The organism is Shewanella sp. GD03713 (assembly GCF_029843705.1).
Lineage (GTDB): Bacteria > Pseudomonadota > Gammaproteobacteria > Enterobacterales > Shewanellaceae > Shewanella.
On sequence record NZ_JAOCIW010000001.1, the window covers coordinates 3,444,229 to 3,467,486 of the forward strand.

Annotated in this window: 18 protein-coding genes and 1 riboswitch; of the genes, 8 read left to right on the plus strand and 10 right to left on the minus strand. The window is 48.5% G+C overall.

The features are described 5' to 3' along the window. Positions 1-83 precede the first annotated feature (83 nt). Complete coding sequence (locus tag N5E87_RS15140; RefSeq protein ID WP_086903333.1) at positions 84-1,412, minus strand: short-chain fatty acid transporter; 1,329 nt, start codon at positions 1,410-1,412, stop codon at positions 84-86. Positions 1,413-1,633: 221 nt separating this feature from the next. Between N5E87_RS15140 and N5E87_RS15145 the strand changes: the two genes are divergently transcribed. Continuing rightward, positions 1,634-2,104: an FKBP-type peptidyl-prolyl cis-trans isomerase gene (locus tag N5E87_RS15145; protein ID WP_086903332.1), complete on the plus strand. Its 471-nt coding sequence runs from the start codon at positions 1,634-1,636 to the stop codon at positions 2,102-2,104. A gap of 67 nt (positions 2,105-2,171) precedes the next feature. Here the strand turns inward: N5E87_RS15145 and N5E87_RS15150 are convergent, their stop codons facing one another. Both N5E87_RS15150 and N5E87_RS15155 read right to left on the minus strand, forming a co-directional pair. Further along, the gene (locus tag N5E87_RS15150) at positions 2,172-4,778 is read right to left on the minus strand and encodes a glycosyl hydrolase family 18 protein (protein ID WP_086903331.1); all 2,607 of its coding nucleotides are present in this window, start codon (positions 4,776-4,778) and stop codon (positions 2,172-2,174) included. A 108-nt stretch (positions 4,779-4,886) separates the two neighbouring features. Beyond that, positions 4,887-4,975: riboswitch (cyclic di-GMP riboswitch) on the minus strand. Positions 4,976-5,454: 479 nt separating this feature from the next. Next, positions 5,455-6,246, minus strand: coding sequence for an ROK family protein (locus N5E87_RS15155; protein ID WP_086903330.1), 792 nt, complete (start codon positions 6,244-6,246; stop codon positions 5,455-5,457). Between the two features lie 361 nt (positions 6,247-6,607). On the opposite strand from N5E87_RS15155, the gene N5E87_RS15160 reads away from it, so the two are divergent. The 3 genes from N5E87_RS15160 (at position 6,608) to N5E87_RS15170 (ending at position 12,076) form a co-directional block, all read left to right on the plus strand. Further along, entirely contained in the window at positions 6,608-8,425 is a 1,818-nt protein-coding gene (locus N5E87_RS15160) for an aminopeptidase P family protein (protein ID WP_086903329.1), read from the plus strand. 475 nt (positions 8,426-8,900) lie between these two features. Then, positions 8,901-10,469 carry a methyl-accepting chemotaxis protein gene (locus tag N5E87_RS15165; protein WP_086903328.1) on the plus strand — a complete coding sequence of 523 codons (1,569 nt, stop codon included), beginning with the start codon at positions 8,901-8,903 and terminating at the stop codon, positions 10,467-10,469. A gap of 305 nt (positions 10,470-10,774) precedes the next feature. Next, on the plus strand, positions 10,775-12,076 hold the full coding sequence (locus N5E87_RS15170; RefSeq protein WP_086903327.1) for a DEAD/DEAH box helicase: 1,302 nt from the start codon (positions 10,775-10,777) through the stop codon (positions 12,074-12,076). 103 nt (positions 12,077-12,179) lie between these two features. Here N5E87_RS15170 and N5E87_RS15175 read toward each other — a convergent pair whose 3' ends face one another. Then, complete coding sequence (locus N5E87_RS15175; RefSeq protein ID WP_086903326.1) at positions 12,180-13,475, minus strand: DUF1254 domain-containing protein; 1,296 nt, start codon at positions 13,473-13,475, stop codon at positions 12,180-12,182. A 218-nt stretch (positions 13,476-13,693) separates the two neighbouring features. Then, positions 13,694-14,584, minus strand: a complete 891-nt coding sequence (locus N5E87_RS15180) for a hypothetical protein (RefSeq protein ID WP_086903325.1) — start codon at positions 14,582-14,584, stop codon at positions 13,694-13,696. 360 nt (positions 14,585-14,944) lie between these two features. On the opposite strand from N5E87_RS15180, the gene N5E87_RS15185 reads away from it, so the two are divergent. From N5E87_RS15185 to N5E87_RS15195, 3 genes are all read left to right on the plus strand, one after another. Further along, on the plus strand, positions 14,945-15,592 hold the full coding sequence (locus N5E87_RS15185; protein WP_086903324.1) for a peroxiredoxin-like family protein: 648 nt from the start codon (positions 14,945-14,947) through the stop codon (positions 15,590-15,592). A gap of 128 nt (positions 15,593-15,720) precedes the next feature. Further along, complete coding sequence (locus tag N5E87_RS15190) at positions 15,721-16,356, plus strand: DUF2913 family protein (protein WP_086903323.1); 636 nt, start codon at positions 15,721-15,723, stop codon at positions 16,354-16,356. Between the two features lie 118 nt (positions 16,357-16,474). Next, the gene (locus tag N5E87_RS15195; RefSeq protein WP_086903322.1) at positions 16,475-17,224 is read left to right on the plus strand and encodes a transporter substrate-binding domain-containing protein; all 750 of its coding nucleotides are present in this window, start codon (positions 16,475-16,477) and stop codon (positions 17,222-17,224) included. Positions 17,225-17,323: 99 nt separating this feature from the next. On the opposite strand, the gene N5E87_RS15200 is transcribed toward N5E87_RS15195, so the two are convergent. The 5 genes from N5E87_RS15200 to N5E87_RS15220 form a co-directional block, all read right to left on the minus strand. Beyond that, the gene (locus tag N5E87_RS15200; RefSeq protein ID WP_086903349.1) at positions 17,324-17,632 is read right to left on the minus strand and encodes a ribbon-helix-helix domain-containing protein; all 309 of its coding nucleotides are present in this window, start codon (positions 17,630-17,632) and stop codon (positions 17,324-17,326) included. 127 nt (positions 17,633-17,759) lie between these two features. Beyond that, the gene (locus N5E87_RS15205) at positions 17,760-18,320 is read right to left on the minus strand and encodes a DJ-1/PfpI family protein (RefSeq protein WP_086903321.1); all 561 of its coding nucleotides are present in this window, start codon (positions 18,318-18,320) and stop codon (positions 17,760-17,762) included. A gap of 156 nt (positions 18,321-18,476) precedes the next feature. After that, positions 18,477-20,255, minus strand: coding sequence for a flotillin domain-containing protein (locus N5E87_RS15210; protein WP_218558488.1), 1,779 nt, complete (start codon positions 20,253-20,255; stop codon positions 18,477-18,479). 33 nt (positions 20,256-20,288) lie between these two features. Next, entirely contained in the window at positions 20,289-20,924 is a 636-nt protein-coding gene (locus N5E87_RS15215) for a YqiJ family protein (protein WP_011717852.1), read from the minus strand. Positions 20,925-21,029: 105 nt separating this feature from the next. Next, positions 21,030-21,596, minus strand: a complete 567-nt coding sequence (locus N5E87_RS15220) for a DsrE family protein (protein WP_086903319.1) — start codon at positions 21,594-21,596, stop codon at positions 21,030-21,032. A gap of 69 nt (positions 21,597-21,665) precedes the next feature. On the opposite strand from N5E87_RS15220, the gene N5E87_RS15225 reads away from it, so the two are divergent. Next, positions 21,666-23,171 carry a carboxypeptidase M32 gene (locus N5E87_RS15225; RefSeq protein WP_176370318.1) on the plus strand — a complete coding sequence of 502 codons (1,506 nt, stop codon included), beginning with the start codon at positions 21,666-21,668 and terminating at the stop codon, positions 23,169-23,171. Positions 23,172-23,258: the final 87 nt, after the last annotated feature.

Consider the following 23,258-nt stretch of genomic DNA (forward strand, 5'->3'; position numbering starts at 1 on the left):
AAGTGGCTAAAAAAGAGAATAAAGAAGAGGATAAAAATAAAGGGCAAGTGAGATTGCCCTTTATCAAAACCGTAAGCTTTCGCTTAAAACCAGCTTAGGGCGATACTGATAATCACCCCGGTTATCAGCAGCTGCATTAAACAGAACCCCATGATATCCCTCGCCTTTAATCCGGCGATTGCCAGCACTGGCAGCGCCCAGAAAGGCTGAATAAGATTGGTCCACGCATCACCCCAAGCCACAGCCATAGCAACACGTGCCACATCGGCGCCCAAGGCTTCGGCCGCAGGCAACATAATCGGCGCCTGCACAGCCCATTGTCCGCCCCCCGAAGGCACGAAAATATTCACAATCCCTGCACTGATAAAGCTCCAAAATGGCAGACTTTCGGCACTGGCGATGGCCACAAAACCTTCGGAAATACTCTGGGCTAACCCCGATTGCACCATCACCGCCATAATGCCTGCGTAAAAAGGAAACTGGATAACGATACCCGCGCCGCCTTTAATGGCTTCGTTGAGGCTCTGCAATAAACTGCGTGGCGTTTGATGTAGCACTATGGCGAGGAATAAAAATAAGAAGTTGACTAAGTTAAGGTTTAAGCTGCCGCCCTGCACCGCAAAGTAATAGCCTAAGTAAACGAGTCCCGCGCCGCCGACACTCCAACCAAGCAAGCGACTGTTTTCTAATTTATCCGCAGGACGAGTCGTATTGGCCGTTAACTGTACCGCTTTATCGTCTGCGCCTCCATCCTCAAGCGCCTTAGGGTCGACATAAATGCTGTCTTTGTCTTCGGGCAACATAAAGCGGTTCACCAATGGCATAACCACAAATAAAATCAGCACTAACAGCAGGTTAAAGCTAGCGAAGATGGTCTCGCTGGTGGGGATAATACCGATTTGTGATTCAGAGAAATGCCCCGCAGTGGCAATAGTTAACGGAATAGAGCCCGCTAGGCCGCCGTGCCAAACCACAAATCCCGAGTAAGCACTGGCGACCAATAAACGGTAATCCACACGTACTTTACGCGCTAAGGCCTTAGCGAATAAGGCGCCGACCACTAAACCAAATCCCCAGTTAATCCAACTGGCGGCGAGGGAAACCAAGGTCACTAAGATAATGGCCTGAGGCGCCGACTTGGCAAATCCTGCGATGCCATCGAGTAATTTCTTAATCGGTGGCGAGCTGGCGAGCATAAATCCCGCCACCAGCACTAATAGCATCTGCATCGAAAAACTCAGCAGCGCCCAAAAGCCATCGCCCCAGTAATTGATGACTTCGAGTGGGGTTTTCTGCTCGGCTACCACGGCCGAAATCAGCACCACTAAGGTTAAGAGCAAGACAAAGATATAAGGATCGGGTAAATATCGGTCGACGAGCTTGACCAGAGGTTTTGCCGCTTTGGTTAACATAAGACTGTCCTTGTTTATTCTTCTTATCTGTTTTTATTGAGTTTTTGTAGAGTCTAATGTCACAGGTTAAGCGATCTCTAAAACGGGATAAAGCCTTTAACCATTTTAAAAAAGTGAGAAAATGTAACGCGAATCATCCAACACCGCGCCAAATCGAGGCGCTAGCCACTTCGGCTAAAAAACTGATAACATGACCAAAATTGACTGAGGTGCTCCTTAAAATGAAAATGTTACTTGCCGTTGTTGTGATTGCTGGGGTGATTTTTTACTTCTTTACCTCGATGAATAACCAAAAAGCGGCCCAAGAAAATATCCGTTTAGGTAATGAGTTTTTAGCGCAAAACAAAACCCAAGAAGGGGTGAAAACCACCGTCTCTGGGTTGCAATATCAAGTGTTACAGCAAGGCACTGGCACAGTTCATCCTAAGGCGAGTGATACAGTGACAGTGCATTACCACGGCACCTTAATTGATGGCACAGTGTTCGATAGCTCGGTCGAGCGCGGCGAACCCATAGCCTTCCCACTCAATCGTGTGATTAAAGGTTGGACTGAAGGCGTGCAACTGATGGTCGAGGGCGACAAGTATCGCTTCTTTATTCCTAGCGAACTGGCCTATGGCAACCGCAGCACAGGCAAAATTGGCGGCGGTTCGGTACTGATTTTTGATGTTGAGCTGCTGAAGATAAATTAATCTTACGCTGTATTCCTTAATAAAAAGCCCTGCATTGCAGGGCTTTTTTGTCTTTAATCCATATCGACTAAGGGCAAGACGCCGCGCCAATATCCGTCCATACTGCTGCGACACCGGGGACATCTCCCTTAGTCCAGTATTTGGCTTGCCACTGACGACCGTTATAGCTAGTCGTTGCTCCGCCGTTGTAGGCAACGCCCGCATCCCAGCCTAACTCAACCTGACTCAACAATTGCCATTGGTCGGCGGTTCTTGAAGGTGTGTTACCTTGAGTCCAGTATTTCGCCTTCCAAACCAGTTGGTTATAACTCACTGTATCACCAGTGTTGTAAATGCTTGTCGCATTCCAAGCAGGATAGTTGGCCGCATTGGGGTCAGTTGCGTCACATTGACCGCCCGTCACCTTAGGCGTCACGGTTAAGGTCAAGGCAGCACTGGCATCTAAGGCGCCATCGGAGACTAATACACTCAAACTGTATTGGGTCGATTGAGTAACCGTCGGTGCAGTCACCACCAATGTGGCAGTGTTTTGTCCACTCGCCGCTACGCCGCTTGGCACTGTCCATGCGTAGGTGAGGCTGTCGCCATCGGCATCTGTCGCCGTCGCATTGATGCTCACCGATTGCCCCGCTTCAAGCGTTACAGTCGCAGGCACAGTCACCACTGGCGCTTGGTTTGCCGTCTCGGCCTTATGGGTGAGAGTCACAGTGTCGGTTGAAGATAATCCCTCAGGATCTGTAACTCGCAGGCTAAACACATACACCACATCCGACGCCGTCGCGCTCAGTTGCACCATAGCATTGGCCATATCCGCATTACTGATACTTAAGCTTGGGCCCGAGACTTGGCTCCATTGATAACTTAAGGCGCCATTTTCAGGATCCCGCGACGCGCTGCCATTTAACGTGACATCCGCAGTACCGGTTACCGTGATATCCGCTCCCGCGTTGGCAATCGGCGCTTTATTCGCTGGTGGCGTCGTGCCCTCACCATGGCCTAGACCTTCGTGCATGGCATTGAGAATGTCGCCATTATCGGCATCAATTTCCCAGGCGAACAGACCACCGAGCTGATTGGCCAGCACGTATTGGCCCTTGGCTTTAACAGAGCGAGCATCGTCGAAGGTAATTAAATCACCCGTTGATGCATTAAAGACAGATGGCGCTTCGGCGGTTTCATCATAGGCATAGTTCCAACCTGCGCCCATATAATCCTTGGCGATCTGGCGATAATCCACTACGCCAGCTTCCCAAGTGCCCTTCACTTTGCCCGTTGCAGTGCCCGTGAAAGGATTGTTACCGCTATAGCCATTGACCCCAGTCCAGCCGCGGCCGTACATCGCTGCGCCGACCACAATCTTACCCGGAGTCACCCCTTGAGAGAGCAGGGCTTTTACGCCTTTGTCCGTGGTGTATCGGGTATTAGGATCCCAGCTAGCCTCATAGAGATTGGTTTGATGTCCCAGCTCAGTGTTGGTCCAGCCGCCGTTAAAGTCGTAACTCATCAGGAAGATGTAATCCATATATTGCTGCGCCGCCTGATAATCGACCTTAGCAATCTTATCGCCGCCCGCACTGATGGCCGACGTCAGCTCATAGGTGCGTCCGGTTTCGGCGCTGAGCTCATCGAGCATCGCCCGCAGTTCACGCATCAGGGTGACATAGGTTTGTCCGTCATTGGCATTTCCTAAGCTTGGATTAGCGCCACTGCCGCCCGGGAATTCCCAGTCGATATCGACACCATCGAAGAACTTCCAGGTTTGTAAAAACTCCTTCACTGAGGCGACAAAGGTGTCGCGCTTGGTTTTATCCCCTAAAAAGTAGAAGGGATCGGAGAGCGTCCAGCCACCAACGGAGGGGAGGATCTTCAGATCGGGATAGGCTTGTTTTAACGCCATCAATTGGCCGAAGTTGCCCTTGTAGGGATCGGAATACTCACTCACCCCCGCCTGCGGCATTTGCACCGCCGCCCAAGGGTCGTGGATCGCCACTTTAAAATCGGCACGGCCAGCACAGGCGCGCTGCAATGCCTCAAAGCTGCCTTCGATTTCCTTTAAGCTGTCGTTGATGCCATTGCCACCACAAATCGGGGTAAAGCCATATAAAATATGGGTTAAGTTTTGTGCTGGGATCTTATCAACGGGGAATTTACGTCCATAACCCCCCCACTCCACAAAGTAACTTCCCACCACTTTGCCGGATTTGTTCGCATAGGGACGATTGTTTTCTTTCAAAGGCGCATTGAGTGGCAGTAAATGACTGCCATCGGTATCGGCGACTAAGATTTCCCTCGCATCACTGGCGCTGCAACCTTCGTTATTACAAAGCTGCACGCGCATTTGATAGCGCCCGCCCTTATTGACCTTGAAATTGGCCGTACCCGCCGCACTCGATGGACCTTCCCATGCCACATTTCCGTTGAGTAACACCTGCGCCTTATTGCCGATATCGCCGTTATACAAGTTCCAGGTCACCGACACATCGGCGGCATCTTTAACCGTCACTAATTGGTTATAAGCTGAGGCGGCTTGATTCACCTCGATAATGGCAAACTTAGTTTCCCCCCAACCTAAAGTCGGTTTACCGGGGAGCGCAGCAAAGGCTTGAAAACTGGCAGCGGATGCCAGCACCGAGGCCACCAACATCGCCGAGGTGGAGATTTGAGTCTTAAACATGAGATTTCCCTATTGAGTAAGTTATGCATCAATAAGGCAAACAAAGCGTAGACAGGAAACAACACTCTTAAAACCATGTGCGTACAACGGCAGCATGAAGAAACAACCTGTGGTATCCCCGCTATCATAGGTACAAACGAACCCTTAGACCGGAGGCTTTGCGTCCCAATCTTTCGATTGGTTTGCCTTTATCACTAATGACAACGTTGTCATTGCGTTAATTAGCATATGCCGCTATAGCGTTAAATTGCAACTAAATATTAACAAACGGGCCGTTGTACCGATTACCAACACAGGATTCGCTTAAAGGAAAAGTAAAACCATTGAGTGCAAAAAATGAGCAATGAATTGTATTTAAAAGGATTGCTTAAGCTATGGCTCCTATCATCGACTCGTATCGTCAATAGGAAAGGCAATAAAAATAAATCGAAAGTCTTAAGAAAGCGATTATGCAAGACGCAACTTGATAACTCATGCAAACAAAAATGCGGTCATCGAATGAGGTGATATGCAGAGTGCACTGCAAACACACAAATCCGATGGCCGCATGCTGTTGTTCTCGACCTAATCTGAACCAATATCTGAATCAATATCAGCGTCAGTAAGCCAAGATTGATAACCTGAACGAACTTATCACGCCTCAATCTTGACCTATTCGCATCTCAATCGAAAGCCGTTAGGCGGCGTCCTTCGAGTAATCCCTTGCCAAGATCACCGATAAGCCACGGCAGACTAAGGTCTCCATATCATCGACACGATTAATCTTCATTTCGGCTAACGGTGCACTGAGAGCCATGCGTCTTAAACTATCCAGACACCCCTTATAGTACGGCGCGCTGTTCATCATGCCGCCCGCTAACCAAATCCGATTAGGATTAAACAGATTAACCGCCCACGCTAGCCCCATTCCCAGATAAGTGCCGGCGAGATATAAATCATCGGCGGTGGAAATCTTACGGCTGCGGATAGAATCGCCGCTGGCGAGCTGTTCGAGACTAAACTCCCCCGCCTCCGTCATCACTCGGCAATGCCCAAGCTCCCCCGCCACTCCCGTAGCCCCCGTAAAAGCCTTGCCGCTCAACGCGATCGACATGCCAATCCCAGTGCCACACATGACTAACAACTCACAGGCATATTTTTCATCACAGGTTGCCTGCATACCGGCGTCGATATCATTGCAGATAAACTTAAGTTCACCTTGAGTTTTCAAGGTTTCAAAGCTTAGCCCATTGAGACCGGGCAGCGATTTACAGGACACCAAACGATTCTGTTGTACGAGTCCAGGTACAGCGATCGCTAAATGGTAGTGCTGTAAATCATAATCCCGTTCCAGCGCCGCGATTTGATCATTTAAATCTTCAATTTTAAAGCCTTCACCCGTGGGGATTTTATATTGTTCTGTATGCCCCTTGAGTTGAAGTTCGAACAGGGCTTTGCTACCGCCCACGTCTATTGTTAATGTTTGCATCGCCAACTCCACTGATACATGTGCTCCCCTCTGACCCCGAGCGGAGATGGCGAATGTTAGCATAATGGGTAAATATTAGCGATTGAATAAAACTTAAGTAGCTAATTTGTAAGAATTAGTCGGAAGAACTGAGTGATAAAGATAACATTTCAATTTGGAAATTAGTCTAAGATCACAACCCTTGTTACCGCAAAGTGATGCCGAAAAAACAAAATTGTATACAAAATCCTTTATTCCATCCCCTTGCATCTTAGCCGTTGAGCTTGCGATAATCGCCGCCAATTCGCATCCTTTTCGCCAGCATTACGCATTATAATTTGGCCGCCTACGTCAGCCGCCAATGCCAATATTTGGAGCCCCTATGTCGTTACCATCGTCACCACAATCCCTACAACCGAATAAGATTGCTAACCGTCTTGCCGCCATTCGTAGCGAACTCACCAGTGCCAATTTAGATGCCTTTATCATCCCGCGCGCGGACGAGTACTTAGGCGAATATGTGCCTGAGCATAACGAGCGTCTATACTGGGCAACGGATTTTACTGGCTCAGCGGGCATGGCCATTGTCTTAAAAGACAAAGCCGCCATCTTTACCGATGGTCGTTACACGGTGCAAGTGCGTCTGCAAGTGGATGCAAATCTCTTTAGTTATGAAAGCCTAACTGACACACCGCAAATCGAATGGCTATGCGATACGCTTGCCGCTGGTTCACGTGTAGGCTTCGATGCCCGTTTACACACCTTAGCTTGGTTTGAAAACGCCAAAGCGACGTTAGCAAAAGCCCAAATTGAATTGGTTGCCGTCGAACAGAATCCGATTGATAAGCACTGGCAAAATCGACCTGCACCATCGAGCGCAGCTATCACGTTATTTAGTAATGAGAGCGCGGGTAAGACCAGCCTGCAAAAACGCACCGAGATTGGCGCACTAGTCAAAAAAGCCGGCGCCGATGTAGCGTTAATCGCCGCTTTAGACTCCTTCTGCTGGCTGCTCAATATCCGAGGTAATGACGTGCCGCGTCTGCCTGTCGTGCTCGGCTGCGCGCTACTTCACGCCAATGGCGATATGGAGCTGTTTACCGATTTAAGCAAACTCCCAGAAGGCATTGAAGAACACGTTGGAGCGGGTGTGAGCTTTAAGAGCGAAGCTTCGCTTGCCGATACCTTGGCAAGCTTACAGGGCGTGAAACTGCTCGCCGATCCAAATTCTGCCAACGCTTGGGCACAAAATATCGCCCGCGATGCAGGCGCCAAGTTAATTGCCGGAATTGACCCGGTCTCCCTGCCTAAAGCACAGAAAAATGCCGCCGAATTAGCGGGCATGCGCGCCAGCCATATCCGTGATGGTGTGGCCGTGAGTCGTTTCCTTGCTTGGCTCGATGCCGAGGTCGCGGCCAATCGTCTGCACGATGAAGCAACCCTCGCCGACAAATTAGAAAGCTTCCGCCTCGAAGATCCACAGTATCGCGAGCCCAGTTTCGATACCATTTCCGCCGCTGGCGCTAATGCGGCCATGTGCCACTACAACCATAACAATGGCACGCCTGCCATGATGACGATGGACAGCATTTATCTTGTGGATTCTGGCGCTCAGTATCTGGACGGCACCACGGATGTCACCCGTACCATCGCCATTGGTAACGTGACCGATGAACAGAAGAAAATGGTCACCTTGGTATTAAAAGGCCATATCGCCTTAGATCAGGCCCGCTATCCTAAAGGCACCACAGGGCAACAACTCGATGCCTTCGCCCGTCAATATCTGTGGCAACATGGCTTTGATTACGACCACGGCACAGGCCACGGTGTTGGTCATTTCCTCAGCGTGCACGAAGGTCCGCAGCGCATCGGTAAAAACCTCAATGCCATCGCCTTAATGCCAGGCATGGTGTTATCTAACGAGCCAGGTTATTACCGCGCCGACAGTTTTGGGATCCGTTTAGAAAACCTAGTGGTAGTGCAACACTGCGAAGCCTTAAAGGGCGCAGAGCGTGAAATGTATGAATTCGATGCCTTAACGCTGATCCCAATGGATGCTCGCCTTATTGATAAGAGCCTGTTAACCCAAGGCGAAATCGACTGGTTTAATGCTTACCATCAGAAAGTGTTTAACACCTTATCGCCATTAATGTCGGGTAGTGAGCTTGAGTGGCTGACAAAGGCAACAAAAGCCATTTAGCATTAAGTGGCAACAAACACTAAAGCCCAAGCCAATGCTTGGGCTTTTTATTGAGAGTCGCTTCAAGACCCGTTCCACCTATGATGTTACTGTTCTGACAAGCTAAATCACGACATTAGTCCAATAGTCGGGCTGATGTTTTTCACCTAAGCTCCTACCACTATTTAGGCAAATGAATCTATAACAGCCTTAGCCCGGCATAAGCTAAAAACAGACCTTATACAAAACTCTGAAATTTGCTTTTAAACAGGATAAACACTCGTTTGAAAGCGAATTAAAAATGCAATATTTGCAGAAACTTACAAAATTTAAAAATCATTACTTTTGTTGCGGGTAAAGCGAAAAACCGCTCTCCAATAACCACACAAAAATGATACCATTGTCACATAATAAGCCGACTCCAATGAGAGCTGGCACCTGTTTTACCAGTTACATTTACCCAAAAAGTCGTATCGGCCCTGAATGGACACACTAAATGAGCCAGAGTAACCCTAGCCGCAGTAACACCAGTCAACTCCACAGTAACGCACAAGAAGTCCGCCTCACACCACAAGACGAATTGATTTCCACAACGGACACCCGTGGGATTATTACCTATGTTAATCAACGTTTTGCCGAAGTATCGGGTTACAGTGCCGAAGAGTTAATCGGCCAACCCCACAACAAAGTGCGCCATCCAGATATGCCCAGCGCCGCCTTCAAAGAAATGTGGGAAAAGCTGAAATCCGGCCAATCCTGGCGAGGCATAGTCAAAAACCGCTGTAAGAATGGCGGTTTCTATTGGGTCGATGCCTTCGTCTCTCCGCTGTTTGAGAATGGGACTATCGTCGGCTATCAGTCGGTGCGTATCCAGCCGCAGGCGGCCTATGTCAGTAAAGCCACGGATATATACCGCAGACTAGTGCAAAACAAGCCCATACCTAAACCGCTGAGTTTGATGCAAAAACGATTTGTGTCAGCCGTGGTGGCCACTACAGGGTTACTGATTGCTGGTTACTTTTGGGGTTGGGGAGTGATTTTCGCAGGGGCGATTTTAATGAGCCTCAATCTGGCCATTTTCTACGATGAAGCCTTCCGTATTCCAGCCAAATTGATTGAAATGCAAGAGAAATATGACTCAATCAGTCGCTACATCTACTCGGGCGCCGACACTTCATCGATTCTCGATTTCCAATTGATCCTATTGCAAGCCAAGATGAACGGCGTGCTTGGCCGCACCCAAGATCAGGCCCACCACTTACATGCGATTGCCGACCAGCTGGTGGTGACGACAGAACAGACCTATGTCAGCCTAGACCAAGAAAAAAACCAGCTAGAACAACTCGCCAGCGCGATGGAAGAAATGAGCTCAACCATTGCCGAGGTCGCACAAAATACCCAACTGACCTCGACCAGCATCAACACAGCCTACGATCTCTGCCTGAAAAGCAGCGCCAATATGAAGGCCAACACCCAAAAAGTTGAGCAATTAGCCAAATCCGTGGCCGATGCAGCCAATAATGCCCATCAACTCAATAAAGAAGCCGAACGGGTGGCCAGTGCCATGGGCGAGATTGACTCGATTGCCGAGCAGACTAACCTGCTCGCGCTCAATGCCGCGATTGAGGCGGCTCGCGCGGGCGAGCAAGGCCGCGGGTTTGCAGTTGTCGCCGACGAAGTGCGCGCGCTGTCGAGCCGTACCCAATTATCGACCAACAGTATTTCCCAAAGCGTCGACAAGATGTTCAGCATGCTAAATGCCTGGGCGAAGGAGATGGAACAAAGTCGTCAACATGCCGAGTTATGCGCTAACGATATCCAAACTTCTGCCGAGAACGTCAATACCATTTACCAAGAGGTGAGTGAGATCCACACCTTTGCCCAGCAAAACGCGGTGGCCGCCGATCAGCAGCGTCAAGTGGTGCATGAAATCACTAACAACATTCACTCTATCACCCAAACCAGCAGCGAAAACCTCGCGGCAACCCATCAAATTGGTGATGCCGCCAATCACCTCAAGCAAAACGCCGAAAAGGCACTCGGTCTGCGCCGCGCCTTTGGTTAACATGCCTATCGCACCATTGTCGATGCAGGCAATGGTGCGAATCGCTCTCCTCAGCCTTTCCAACGCCTTTATCCATATCAAAACCTGCTAACACTGCGTCATAAAAGCCCAAAAGGTTAAAAAGTACAGGTTTTAACCGAAAATTTTGCTATACTCCGCGCCCGCCATTTTTATGCTCACCGTGCAGTAAAACTGGATGAGGAAATGCGTGACCAAGCGCATGATAGTTTGACTCAGATGTTAAAGTGATTGCATTCGAGTCTAAGCGTTTGAGTGATTGAATAAGTGAACAACAGGAATCCAAAATGAGATTTGAATCTTTTAGTTTTTGCCCCGAGATTTTACGCGCTATCTCAGATTGCGGTTATCAAAAAATGACACCTATTCAGCAGCAAGCGATCCCCGCCATCCGCCGCGGGCAAGATGTGCTCGCCAGCGCGCAAACGGGCACGGGTAAAACGGCGGCATTCGCATTACCTATACTGCAAAAGATGGCAGAAAATCCCAGCGAGACCTTAAAATCGAACGCGCGGGTATTAATCTTAACGCCGACTCGCGAGCTCGCAGCTCAAGTCGCCGACAATGTTGAAGCCTACAGCAAGTATTTAAATTTCAGCGTGTTAACCATTTACGGCGGTGTAAAGGTTGAGACTCAGGCGCAAAAACTTAAACGCGGTGCCGATATTATTGTCGCGACGCCAGGGCGTTTGCTCGAGCACCTTACCGCCTGTAATTTAAGTCTCTCTAGCATCGACTTTTTAGTGCTCGATGAAGCCGACCGTATGTTAGACATGGGCTTTAATGCGGATATTCAAAAAATCCTCCAAGCGGTGAATAAGAAGCGTCAAAACCTATTGTTCTCGGCCACCTTCTCGAGTGCGGTGAAAAAACTGGCCAACGACATGATGGTCAAGCCTCAAGTCATCAGCGCCGACAAGCAAAACACCACCGCAGATACCGTGAGCCAAGTGGTGTATCCGGTTGAACAGCGCCGTAAGCGCGAACTCTTATCCGAACTAATTGGTAAAAAGAACTGGCAACAAGTGTTGGTCTTTACCGCGACGCGCGATGCGGCCGACACCTTAGTGAAAGAATTGAATTTAGACGGCATTCCCTCTGAAGTCGTCCATGGTGAAAAGGCGCAAGGTAGCCGTCGCCGCGCATTGCGTGAGTTTATGTCGGGTAAGGTACGCGTCTTAGTCGCGACCGAAGTCGCCGCCCGTGGCTTAGACATTCCAAGCCTTGAGTATGTGGTCAACTTCGACTTACCCTTCCTCGCCGAAGACTATGTGCACCGTATTGGCCGTACTGGCCGCGCGGGTAAATCTGGGGTCGCAATTTCATTTGTGAGCCGTGAAGAAGAGCGCACCTTGGCGGATATTGAAAAGCTTATCGGCCAAAAAATTCGTCGTATTACCGTTCCCGGATACGAAGTTGGTAGCCGCGACTTGCTGTTAAAGCAGCTCCAAACCCGCCGCAGTTTTGCCAAGAAACAACAGCGACTCGACAACGTCAGCGAGCAGATCATTGCCGAAAAAAGCATGCAGGGCCGCCGCGTGAAAATGAAAGTTGGCCAAGCCCCAAGTAAGGCAAAAAAGCTCAAATAAACAACTGACATAGGCAACTAAACCTCACCAAAGTGTCTAGTCATAAAAAGCAAAAAAGCGTCCCAAGGGACGCTTTTTTATTGAGCCAACAATGGGCTTAAAATTACTTAACAACTTGAATTTTAGGGAACGGATATTTTCCCTCTTGGATGTCTTTATTCGGGCCGTACATCCGCATAATGATGTAAGCGTCCTTCTCCGGGATAGGCAACCAATTACTGTTACTCTCATCCCCCTTAGCACTCAGTTCAATGGTATACATACCATTGGCATCGGGTTTAAGGTTGCGATCACCACGGCTATGACGATTAATTGCGTTGTGTGCCATCAAGCGGTTATCTGAACCATAAACCGTAAATGACCAGAATTGACTCACCTCTGGTGCTTTAAAATGCATCACGTATTTTTTGCCATTTGAACCATTGAGAGATTTACCGTCATCGCCCTTTTCCTCCTTCAGATAAACGGACTCATCGGGTGGCAATCCCCACTGACCAAGATAAGTGCCTTCGGCGAAAAGGTCACGAGCACCATCACTCAACTGCTCACGAGTACCTAATAACTTACCCGCATTGGTCATTTTAGGCGCTAAATCAATAATGTGTTTCATACCTAACTTTTCGCCGACCTTAGCGGCAGCAATTTGGGCGGCCGTGAAGTCTTCCTTACAAGGGGCCAGACCAATATCCTTAAACTGGGCCAACCATTGCTTATCTGCAGTCCCCATATCACCATCGCAGAGCATATAATTGACCCTTTGCAACCAATTAGTCTTCTCTGGATCGAGGTAGGTACGCACCTTAGGTTTAGGACCTGCCACACCAAGATAGGCAGACAAAGTACGGATATTCCAATCATCCATATAATTTAACGCGATTTTCTCATCCTCTTTGCCAACGGCCATAATACGCCCCATCAGCTTGATCAGATTCGAATCCACATAAATCACTTCGTCTACACTCGCGGGGACATCCCCCTTCCATGAGCGGGCTGCAAACATAAAGCGCCCACCTTCATTTCCCCTCAGACGAGAACCAATCATAGAGGTTGTGTAATGGCCCATATCCATCGTATGGAGGATCCAATAGCGTCCTTTATCCATATCGGGCACGCTTACGATCACAGGTTCGGTCGCCACATCCAACCATCCCATTAAGTGCAGGGTATCGTTGTTGATTGTGGGATGCGCGGTGTAAGTATCATCGGCAATATGGCGAATATTTTGGAAACGATTTAGCGGAGTATCGGTTTTAACTGCTGTTTCGTAGAAAAACTTATAGGCTTCATCTATGGAATAACCATAAATAAATGCATCCTGTGCATTTTTATCCGAAATAGATTGTGCAAAAACAACTTGGCTCGTCATGATTGCGGTGAGGGATAACAGTACTTTTTTCATCAACAACTCCTTGTATAGATTGAAAATAGCCAAAAACCCAAACTCATCGTTCAACATCAATAGTGCAGTGTTCTACCGATAAAGATGCCAACAAATATGAGCACATAGGACTCGTGACTCATCCTAAAGCCATTTATGCTCGACCACAAGATTGAATAAGTTGCTCAATTGACAACTCAACTCCAACCGAGTGCTTAACACCCAACATGGCTCAGGCTCTAGGATATAAACAGGCCAAATATCTGTTTAAGCCTGTGCTCATCAATGGGGTTTTCGCCGCGCCAGCCCGCAAGCGGTAAGATGATGTCAGAGCGAATACTGCCGGGGTATTTGATATTGCAGATCGCCTCAAATGGCGTAAATGCTTCATAAAGCGGCGTAACATAGGAATTTGGCATAATGCCAAGCTCAGCTAACACCATCAGTTGGCCACGGAAACTGTACTGATTAAATTTGGGGATAATCTTGGCTTTCTTCACCCTTTGCTCGAGTTTTCCGGGTGTTTCATCTAAAGGAGCCTGACGGATAGCTTCAATTAACGCACTGAAGATGGCCACATCCTCTACACTGGGTTTACAAGGCGATAGCGTACAAAATTCTTGTAATTCTATAAGGTTGTGCGCCCAGCGCTCGTTCCACACACTGCCAGCGTAACAGGAAAAGATTTTTTGCCCCTGCTCAATCCAGTTAACGCGCTTGATGGAACACACAGGACAAATGTCACTATCGGTTGCCATCGAATGTTCTGGTAGCGCCTTCGCAAACAGATAGCTGAGAATGGGTTGACGACCGCGAGGGAAGCTTGAAAAACCACATAAATAGGCCGCAAGTACATTTTCGAGGGAAAGATTCGGCTGCTTTAGTATCGCTTTATAACCGAGCACCACATCATCATGGCTCAGGTTAACCCTGTCGTTGACCGGATAGCCACTCTGTTCAATCAATGCGATTTCGGCATCAGTTAGGCCTTGATAGGAGTAGATATAAGTTCCCGTATCGACATCAAACACATCGCCATTATCGATTCTTTGTTGATAACCATGCTCGTCTTTGCGGTACGACTTTTTAACATAGACTTTCTTTAATGCGTTAAATAATCCCTTATCCATTTACGGCTTTCCTATTGAAAAAATTACCAAATATTACTTCTGCCTTTCAAGGCTGTGGCAATATTACCACTTTCGCGTTCGGCGCCCCACCTTAGCTCACTCGAGCTGCTGACTCCATTAGCTCACTCAATTAGCCCACATTATCGGCTCACACCATTGACTCATATGAGATTAAAACGAGCTCTTGGGTGATTAAGCATCATTGCTTTAAACACTCCACAAAATCTGGATACACACTGTAATAAATTGCTGCATTCGCCGTTCTTATAACTGTCAACCCCATTCACGGACCAACAAGCGTACAAACCAGAGCCAATCGCTTGAATTGATAGAATAACCCATAACACAGAGAGATTACTTATGCCGTCCCTACTACAGCGTTTTTTACTCACCACCAGCCTACTGCTTGGTAGTGTTACCACGCTAGCTCAACCTATTGCTAAGGATGAATATTCGGTTAGCCCACTGCTCAATGGCGAGCAAATCCCCGCAATTACTTTGCAAGATATGAATGGCCAAAGCGTTGATTTAGCAAAATTAATCGCACAAAAACCAACCATTTTCTTCTTTTACCGTGGCGGCTGGTGCCCGTTTTGCAACAACCAAATGGGGCAACTAAAAGCCATTGAACCTAAACTAATCGACATGGGCTTTCAACTGGTGGGGATTTCCCCTGATACGCCCGCACAGTTAAAGGCATCGGCCGCAAAAAACGAGCTTAAATACCAGCTACTTTCCGATGAAAAAATGCAGGCATCGCAAGCCTTTGGTCTTGCCTTTTACACTAGCAAACAAGTCACTGATACTTATTTGAGTCGCTTAAAACTGGATAAGCCACTGTGGACAACGCCCGAAGGCGATAAGCGCTTAGTTCTGCCTGTTCCGGCAATTTATATCGCTGACACTCAAGGATTAATCCATTTCCAATATGTGAATCCCAACTATAAGGTGAGACCCGCACCTAAGTTGATTCTGACGGCCGCCAGCCTCGTCGGAGCACCAGAATAATCCATCCCCTGTCCAAACAGCCGCTAAGAATCGTTATCGATTTAGCGGCTGCTTTGCTAAACTAGCTTGGCCGCAATCGATACGACACGTTCCATTAGATCAATCCTTTAGCCCGCGGCGGAGCCACAATGAATTCTCAAACCTATAACCAAGCCGTACTCGAACTCGCCCGCGCGGGTCTTGCCGATTTAACCGCCTCAGCCCAAGCTAAAAAAGCCCAACGCACGCCTGCGCAGGAGAGTCATTTTCTGTGTAACTGGATGGTTGAGGCGCTCAAAGAAAAGCGTTTCTCGAAACTGGTGGCCGACGATCTCACGGCTTGGATCCGTATGGCGCGCAGCCAAGGTGCTGGCGCCGAACTTAAGCGGTTATTGGAAAGAATTGTTCATCAATATCTGAGCGTTGAAAACTCGCACGTGGAGTTAGGTACAGCATTAAACGCTATGATTGCCGAGTTAACTCAGCTCGAATGGCTAGTGTTTACTGACACCGAAATTAACACCAAACTCAAGCTGGATGCCGATGGCCAATCGAGCTTAGTAATTGATGTAAAAGAGTTTACTCAACACATCCAAGATAATCAGCTCATCAAGCCGATCAACTTGTATGTTCGCGCCGATGAGCAGCTGTTGACTCAAATCGCCCTCTCCCATGGTTTGCTGATAAGCCAAGGCAATAAAAAGACCAGCCTGATTAAGCACCATAAAACCTATCAAATTTACCCGCAAAATCAGCTGCCGGCCTTGTGCCAACTCTTGGCTTAAGCCTAAAAAGCTGCTTGAATAGGGAAACTGCGCTACGGATAACAAATTTTTCACAATGGCTAGGTAAGATGTAGCGCAGTCACCACGAAGCTCGTTCAACCAAGGAGTGAAGGACAAGATGGGTAAAGGAAGTATTTTCTATCGTTGGCGAGCGCACGCCGTGTTATTACTTCTATTATTTACTCCCCCCTCCTTTGCCCAATTACTCAAGTACAACATCACCGGCTCCTATTCTTGGTATCCCTATTTTATTGCTAACCAACCCGAAGCCCCTGGCATGGTGTCTGAGTTAATCCCACTGATTTTATCCTTAGCCAATATCGAGGGCGAAAACCTGTCCTTGCCACCGAAACGGACGAACAACGCCCTTGAAACCGGCCAGTTAGACTTTGATGTGGTCAGCCCAAGTTGGTTTGCGGATCAAGACTTTGGCCCCTCGTTCGTTAAATCCGATCCCATTATGCCCATCACAGAATACGTAGTGACCAGACCCGAGAATGTCGAATCCTTTAAGGAAGTCGCTGAAATTAAAGGCAAACAAATCGGTACCGTCAGGGGATATTTGTACCACGACGACAAAGAGTTTATCCGTGTCGATTTTACCTCGGAGCAAGAGCTGATTAAGGCATTGGATAAACACCGCATCACGGCCATTATCGCAGGTAACTATCCCGCCTTATATTGGTCGAACAAGCTTAAGATCCCCGTTGGATTGGCCACGGTGCATTCCGATGGCGTATTGGTGTTAAGGCTACGTAAGGAGCATGCCGATCTACTGCCAGCACTCAATCACGCGATAGCACAGCTAAAAGCCGATGGAAAAGTGGAACAGATTATCCAGAAATACACCCAAGCCTTTGCCAGCTAAACCGATAAAAGCGCATGTTTCCAAGTGCTCACCAGAAAATGGCTCTGCAATAACGCGGCAAGCTTTGTCTTTTTCAAATAGCAAAGATGAAATGGATAGTTAAGAGGATGCCGCGTTTAGCGCAACCTTAGGTTTTAACACCAAACGCTGCCCCTGATTCAGATGGGTGGTGCAGGCAACCCGCAGCAAAGAGGCAAAGTTAGCCACTTCGCCCTGCCGAGTTAACACTTCACGGTAAATACGGGTTAAAAACACCGCCACACTCAGCTCAGCATCTTCGGCAATCTCTTCAATAATCTGCCAAAAAATCGCCTCGAGCCGCACGCTCGTCACGACCCCATCGATTCGAATGGAGCGGGTTTTGAGTTCAAACAGTTCGGGTTCGGCACCGGAATAGATTTCACACACAATATTACTCCCCAAGCAGCTATTGCGCTTAGCTCTAGCCATTGCGTCTTGCTTAAGCCCTTAGCAAATACTCAACTTAAGCCTCTACCTGAACTGTTATGCCATAAATAATGCTAGATGAATATCGTTAATTCAGTAACTTGTTAAACTGCGCCAACCATGCAGGATGCGCAGGCCATGCGGGCGCAGTGACTAACTTGCCATCGGTGATTGCCGCCGTCACTTCAATATCACAGTACTCGGCGCCCGCTTGTTTCACTTCGGGCGCGCAAGCTGGATAGGCTGACACTTTCTTACCGCGTACCACATCGGCCGCCGTCAGTAACTGCGCGCCATGGCAAATGGCGGCAATGGGTTTATCTTGGGCGGCAAATTCCGCCACCAAGGCAATCACCGTAGGGTTTAGGCGTAAATACTCAGGTGCACGGCCACCGGGAAGCAGCAGCGCATCAAAATCACTGGCGTTGGTACCGACAAAGTTGCCATTTAGGGCAAATAAGTGCCCTGGTTTTTCGGTATAGGTTTGGTCGCCTTCAAAGTCATGGATTGCCGTTTTAATGGTTTGTCCCGCCACTTTATCAGGGCAGACAACCGTTACGCTGTGCCCCACCATTTGGAGGGCTTGGAACGGCACCATTAACTCATAATCTTCAACAAAATCACCGGCGATGATCAAAATATTGGCCATGAGAAACTCCTTTTATTCGATAAGGGAAAACGCAACATCGGATTTCACTCTACTCCGACCATTAAATTTAGGGTAATAGTGGAATACTACAAATTGGCACTGAGGTTTCAGGCATAAAAAAAGCGCCCGCAGGCGCTTTAATCTAAACCGTTAATATCAATTACTTATCTTTGGCTCTACCACTGTATGTTGCTGGCTATAACCATTTAATCCGCTATTGGCCGACTTCACGACATTCAAGGCTTCGGTGGTTAAGGCATTATTGCCATTGAGTAAGTCATTTAAGGTGCCAGACTCAGATTGCACTAAGCCTAACTCTCGCAGCATGGCATCCACCACTGGCGCATTGGCGCGGTAGTTTAACGCGGCGCTTGTGACTTGCTCGGCGATACCGCCTTGATGTGCAACTGCGCCATCGGCTCCCGATGCCAGTTGATTACCGGCGCCATAACCTTGAAGAATTTTAATGCCTTCAATGTTTTCCAGCGGTTTAACCGCCTGCGCGACAATCTCAGGCAGTGCTTTTAAGATAGCGAGGGATTTTTGCAGCGCAATCTGCTCATCACGCAGCACGTTTTCGGCTTCATACAGAGCTTGTTTACCCGCCGCTTCAACGGCATAGACCTTCTCGTCGGCCTCGGCTTGCAGTTTCTTGGCATCGGCACTGGCGCGAGCTTCAATCAGAATTGCGCTCGATCTGTCTTCGGCGGCACGTTTTTCCGCCTCGGCTTGTACTGTCACGCCTACCGCATCGCGCTCCGCTTCTTTGCGCGCATCGATGACTTCAATCTCTTTACGACGATTCGCCTCAGCCACTTGGCGCACCGTAATAACCGCTTCTTCTTTCTCTACCTTGGTTTTTTCCGCTTCGGCGGCGCGGGCACGGGCGGCAGACTCTTCTTCCGACTTCGCGGCTACCGCGATGTGTTTTTCCTGCTCGGCAACTTCGATATCACGTTGCTGTTGAATACGGGCCTGTTCGATAGATTTGCGCTTTTCAATCTCGCGGGTTTCGATGTCTTTAGTCTTTTCGATTTGAGCAGTTTCGATTGCGCGCTCTTTGGCAATCTCAGCTTCACGTTCTTCACGGGACTTGTTTTCTTTTTGCTTAATAATTTCCGCTTTCTGCTCGGCACGCTTAAATTCGAGTGACTGCTGCTGCACCAGACGCGCTTCTTCTTCGGCCTTTTCAATCTCCAGCGATTCTTTTTCAGCCTCTAGGTTACGCTGCTCGATCTTGATGCGGTTTTCCTGCTGAATATCGTTGGTCTCTTTACGTTTTTCTTCGATGATCTTGGCTAAACGCGCACGACCTTCGGCGTCGAATGCGTTATTTTCATTAAAGAATTGCAGATCAGTCTGGTCAAAACCCGTTAACGAAACGGATTCGAGTTCTAGCCCGTTTTTCTCGAGATCGTTGGCGACGTTATTCTGTACCCGCTGCACAAAATCGGCGCGCTGCTCGTGCATTTCTGTCATGGTCATTTCCGCCGCGACCGCACGTAACACGTCAACAAACTTAGATTCCATCAGCTTTTTCAGCTCTTCCACACGCGTGGTACGGGTACCTAAGGTTTGTGCCGCCATTGAAATGCCTTCAGCATTGGGCGCCACACGCAGATAGAAGTCGGCCTTCACATCGACGCGCATTCTATCCTTAGTGATCAGCGCATCTTTTTGGGTTTTCTCCACTTCGATACGCAGGGTATTCATATTTACTGCGATGGTTTCATGCAGCACGGGTAAGACGATTGCGCCGCCGTCCTTAATAATTTTTTCACCACCAAAACCCGTACGTACAAAGGCCATTTCCTTCGTCGCACGTTTATATAACTTGGCGAAAATCAGACCAATCACAATCAGGCCAATCAATACCATTCCGGCAACTAACAACACGAAGTTGCTCGAACTGGTTACATCGTTTAACACATCCATTTGCTTTCCTTTTTCGTTAATGGCTTTGGAAAATTAATTATCAAAGCGAGTCGCAGACCAGACTCTTCCTTCTCGTTTTAGCAGCACCACTTGCGTGCCGCTGGCAAACTCGATACCCGAGGTTTCGGGTTCGACTAATACATAATGTTTTTGTTGATGTTTATCGCGCACCACGGCTTCCGATGGCATGCCCTTCATGGCACAGCCTAAGGTGATAGTGCCGACATAACCGCTTAAATCATCAAGGGATATGGCGGTTGACTCATTCTTAGGGAGCAGATCGGCCAAGATCCGCCCGAGATAGCGACAGGCAAACGCACTACCAACCACGGCAATTGGTAAGGTAAAGAGTTGGGGTAACAAGACGCCCGTGAAAAGCAGGCTCAGGTAATTTGCAATATAACCGACAATCGCAAAGCTGGTCAGTGCCAGCACAAACCAGATAAGTAAGGGTAATCGATTTAGACACAACCAGCCCGCAATCCCCGTCAGGCCAGTACCGCCAATCTCGGCATCATAATCCACATCGGCGGGTACCCATTGGTCGAGCGCACTCATCATGCTTAACCCTATCACTAGGGCTAAGGCTTCAAACACACCAAGGACAAGCACGCAGGCGAAGGCAATAGTGTAAGGTAGGTTAGGCTGTTCAACTAAAAACGCCCACATAGTCATCTCCTTGAACGATACAGCATTCCATTTATTTCACTGTAATTATCAACTTACGAGTGACAGAATAGCAAGGCGAGCCTAGTTTCCAAACAAAAATTTACCCTAAAACGGATTTTGACTAAATCCCTGCTGCGCTAGAATCGCATGGGCCGTCATCGCGGACAGGGCCATATCGACACCCGGTAACAAAGAGGCGTTGTGTAAGTCAAAATAAGCGGCGCTCTGACCACAGATATAAAATTTTACCCCATGGGCTACTAAGGTTTTCACTAAGGCTTTATTGGGGTTTGGCGCCCCGTTATGCTGCTTGGCATAAAAACTATCGTCGGCTAAATCGCCAACGGCACTGCCATGCACCACCATCGCTAGCTCAATATCGCTTTCTTTCACGCCAGCAGCCACGTGCATATTGATAAAACGGGCAAGGCTATCGAGCTGACGATTCACTTGGCCGACATCGGCCGCCTTACTCATATCAAATGCCACCTTAAACTTCATCCCAGCGGGGATAGCAAGAGTACTTTCGACCTTAGCCACTTGGCCAAACTCGGGGATGGCGGTTCCAGGCGCAAAGCTGTCGGCTCCGGCATGGGCGGCACTGGATAACCCGACCAACAGCGCTATGGTCATGGCTTTAAGGGTTTTAGTGTGATGTGATTTTGGCTGCATGATATTATCATCCTGTTATTGTTATTTTTTCGTGCTAATAGATAACGACAGCACCTTAAGATTGAGTCTATGGATACCGCTATGAACACCAAAGAACCTACGCCAAGTTACGACAAACTCACGGCGCATTTCCAGAAAATTTCACATTTTGAACATTTTAGTGCGCTTGGTGATTGGGATCAGGCCGCCATGATGCCCCTCGGTGGCGGCAGTGAACGTGGTGATGCGATGGCAGAACTGGCATTACATATCCATAGCCTTAAAACGGCCCCAGAGCTTGGCGATAACCTCGCTCGAGCCTCACAAGAGGCGCTGAGCCCAGAGCAACAGGCCAATCTGAGGGAAATGCAATATCAGTATCAACAGGCGACCTTAGTACCCGGCGAGCTAGTACAGGCCAAAACCAAAATGGCCTACCAGTGTGAGAATGCGTGGCGCGAGCAACGCAAAAACAATGATTGGCAAGGTTTTAAACCGAATCTAAAAGCAGTGATCTCCCTCGCGAGGGAAGAAGCCTTAATTCGCGCGCAGGCGCTTAACATTTCCCCCTACGATGCCCTGCTCGATAAATTTGAGCCCGGCATGAGCACGGCAAAGCTCGAACAAACCTTTGGCGACTTAAAAACTTGGTTACCCTCTCTTATTCAAGATGTGCTGGCAAAACAAGCCAGTGAACCCAAGCTTACCCTTAATGGCCCCTTCGAAATCAAGGCCCAGCAAGCCCTTGGCCAAGCCGTGATGGCCTATTTAGGGTTTGATTTTAACCATGGCAGGCTCGATATCAGCAGCCACCCATTTTGTGGTGGAGTGCCTAGCGATGTGCGCATCACGACGCGTTATAATGAAGCCGATTTTAGCAGCGCTATCATGGGCATAGTGCATGAAACTGGTCACGCCCGTTATGAACAGGGCTTACCGAAACCATGGCGTGGTCAGCCCGCAGGATTGGCTCGCTCCATGGGCGTCCATGAGAGCCAAAGCTTATTTTGTGAAATGCAGCTCGGTGCCAATCCCGCGTTTTTACGCCAACTGCAACCACTGATTAAACAGCATTTGGGCTGCGAGTTCAGCGCCCAAGACTTAGCAAGACACTATACCCGAGTCAATCCCGGGCTTATCCGTGTCGATGCCGATGAAGTCACTTACCCTTGCCACATTCTATTGCGCTTTGAAGCCGAAAAAGCCTTTATCGACGGTAGCCTGAGTGTGGATGACCTTCCCGATTTTTGGTCAAGCCAGATGCAACAACTGCTTGGGATCAATACCGATGGTAACTATCGCGATGGTTGTATGCAGGATATCCATTGGGCCGTGGGTGAATTGGGATATTTCCCAAGTTATACCTTAGGCGCCATGTATGCCGCCCAATGCCGTTTTGCGCTGGAGCGAAACTTAGGCCCGATTGAAAACCTCATCGATAATGGGCAGTTATCCCAAGTATTTGACTGGCTTGGCAGCCACATTTGGTCCAAAGGATCATTACTGACAACGGATGAGCTCATCATTCAAGCCACTGGCGAACCGCTCAATAGCCAATATCTTGCTAAACATTTGAAGCAACGTTATTTGGGCTAAGCGTGGTAAGCAGTCTAGATAATCGCAGCACTGCCGAGTTTCAAAGCTTTTGCTGCGATTTGGGTATATAATCCCCAACTTATTTAT

Excerpts from the sequence above, each read along its gene's own strand:
- N5E87_RS15190 (WP_086903323.1), top strand. The coding sequence starts at position 15,721 with ATGAATTCTCAAACCTATAACCAAGCCGTACTCGAACTCGCCCGCGCG.
- N5E87_RS15150 (WP_086903331.1), bottom strand. The coding sequence starts at position 4,778 with ATGTTTAAGACTCAAATCTCCACCTCGGCGATGTTGGTGGCCTCGGTG.
- N5E87_RS15180 (WP_086903325.1), bottom strand. The coding sequence starts at position 14,584 with ATGGATAAGGGATTATTTAACGCATTAAAGAAAGTCTATGTTAAAAAG.
- N5E87_RS15160 (WP_086903329.1), top strand. The coding sequence starts at position 6,608 with ATGTCGTTACCATCGTCACCACAATCCCTACAACCGAATAAGATTGCT.
- N5E87_RS15195 (WP_086903322.1), top strand. The coding sequence starts at position 16,475 with ATGGGTAAAGGAAGTATTTTCTATCGTTGGCGAGCGCACGCCGTGTTA.
- N5E87_RS15145 (WP_086903332.1), top strand. The coding sequence starts at position 1,634 with ATGAAAATGTTACTTGCCGTTGTTGTGATTGCTGGGGTGATTTTTTAC.
- N5E87_RS15185 (WP_086903324.1), top strand. The coding sequence starts at position 14,945 with ATGCCGTCCCTACTACAGCGTTTTTTACTCACCACCAGCCTACTGCTT.
- N5E87_RS15140 (WP_086903333.1), bottom strand. The coding sequence starts at position 1,412 with ATGTTAACCAAAGCGGCAAAACCTCTGGTCAAGCTCGTCGACCGATAT.
- N5E87_RS15215 (WP_011717852.1), bottom strand. The coding sequence starts at position 20,924 with ATGTGGGCGTTTTTAGTTGAACAGCCTAACCTACCTTACACTATTGCC.
- N5E87_RS15170 (WP_086903327.1), top strand. The coding sequence starts at position 10,775 with ATGAGATTTGAATCTTTTAGTTTTTGCCCCGAGATTTTACGCGCTATC.
- N5E87_RS15155 (WP_086903330.1), bottom strand. The coding sequence starts at position 6,246 with ATGCAAACATTAACAATAGACGTGGGCGGTAGCAAAGCCCTGTTCGAA.
- N5E87_RS15205 (WP_086903321.1), bottom strand. The coding sequence starts at position 18,320 with ATGGCCAATATTTTGATCATCGCCGGTGATTTTGTTGAAGATTATGAG.
- N5E87_RS15210 (WP_218558488.1), bottom strand. The coding sequence starts at position 20,255 with ATGGATGTGTTAAACGATGTAACCAGTTCGAGCAACTTCGTGTTGTTA.
- N5E87_RS15220 (WP_086903319.1), bottom strand. The coding sequence starts at position 21,596 with ATGCAGCCAAAATCACATCACACTAAAACCCTTAAAGCCATGACCATA.
- N5E87_RS15175 (WP_086903326.1), bottom strand. The coding sequence starts at position 13,475 with ATGAAAAAAGTACTGTTATCCCTCACCGCAATCATGACGAGCCAAGTT.
- N5E87_RS15165 (WP_086903328.1), top strand. The coding sequence starts at position 8,901 with ATGAGCCAGAGTAACCCTAGCCGCAGTAACACCAGTCAACTCCACAGT.
- N5E87_RS15225 (WP_176370318.1), top strand. The coding sequence starts at position 21,666 with ATGGATACCGCTATGAACACCAAAGAACCTACGCCAAGTTACGACAAA.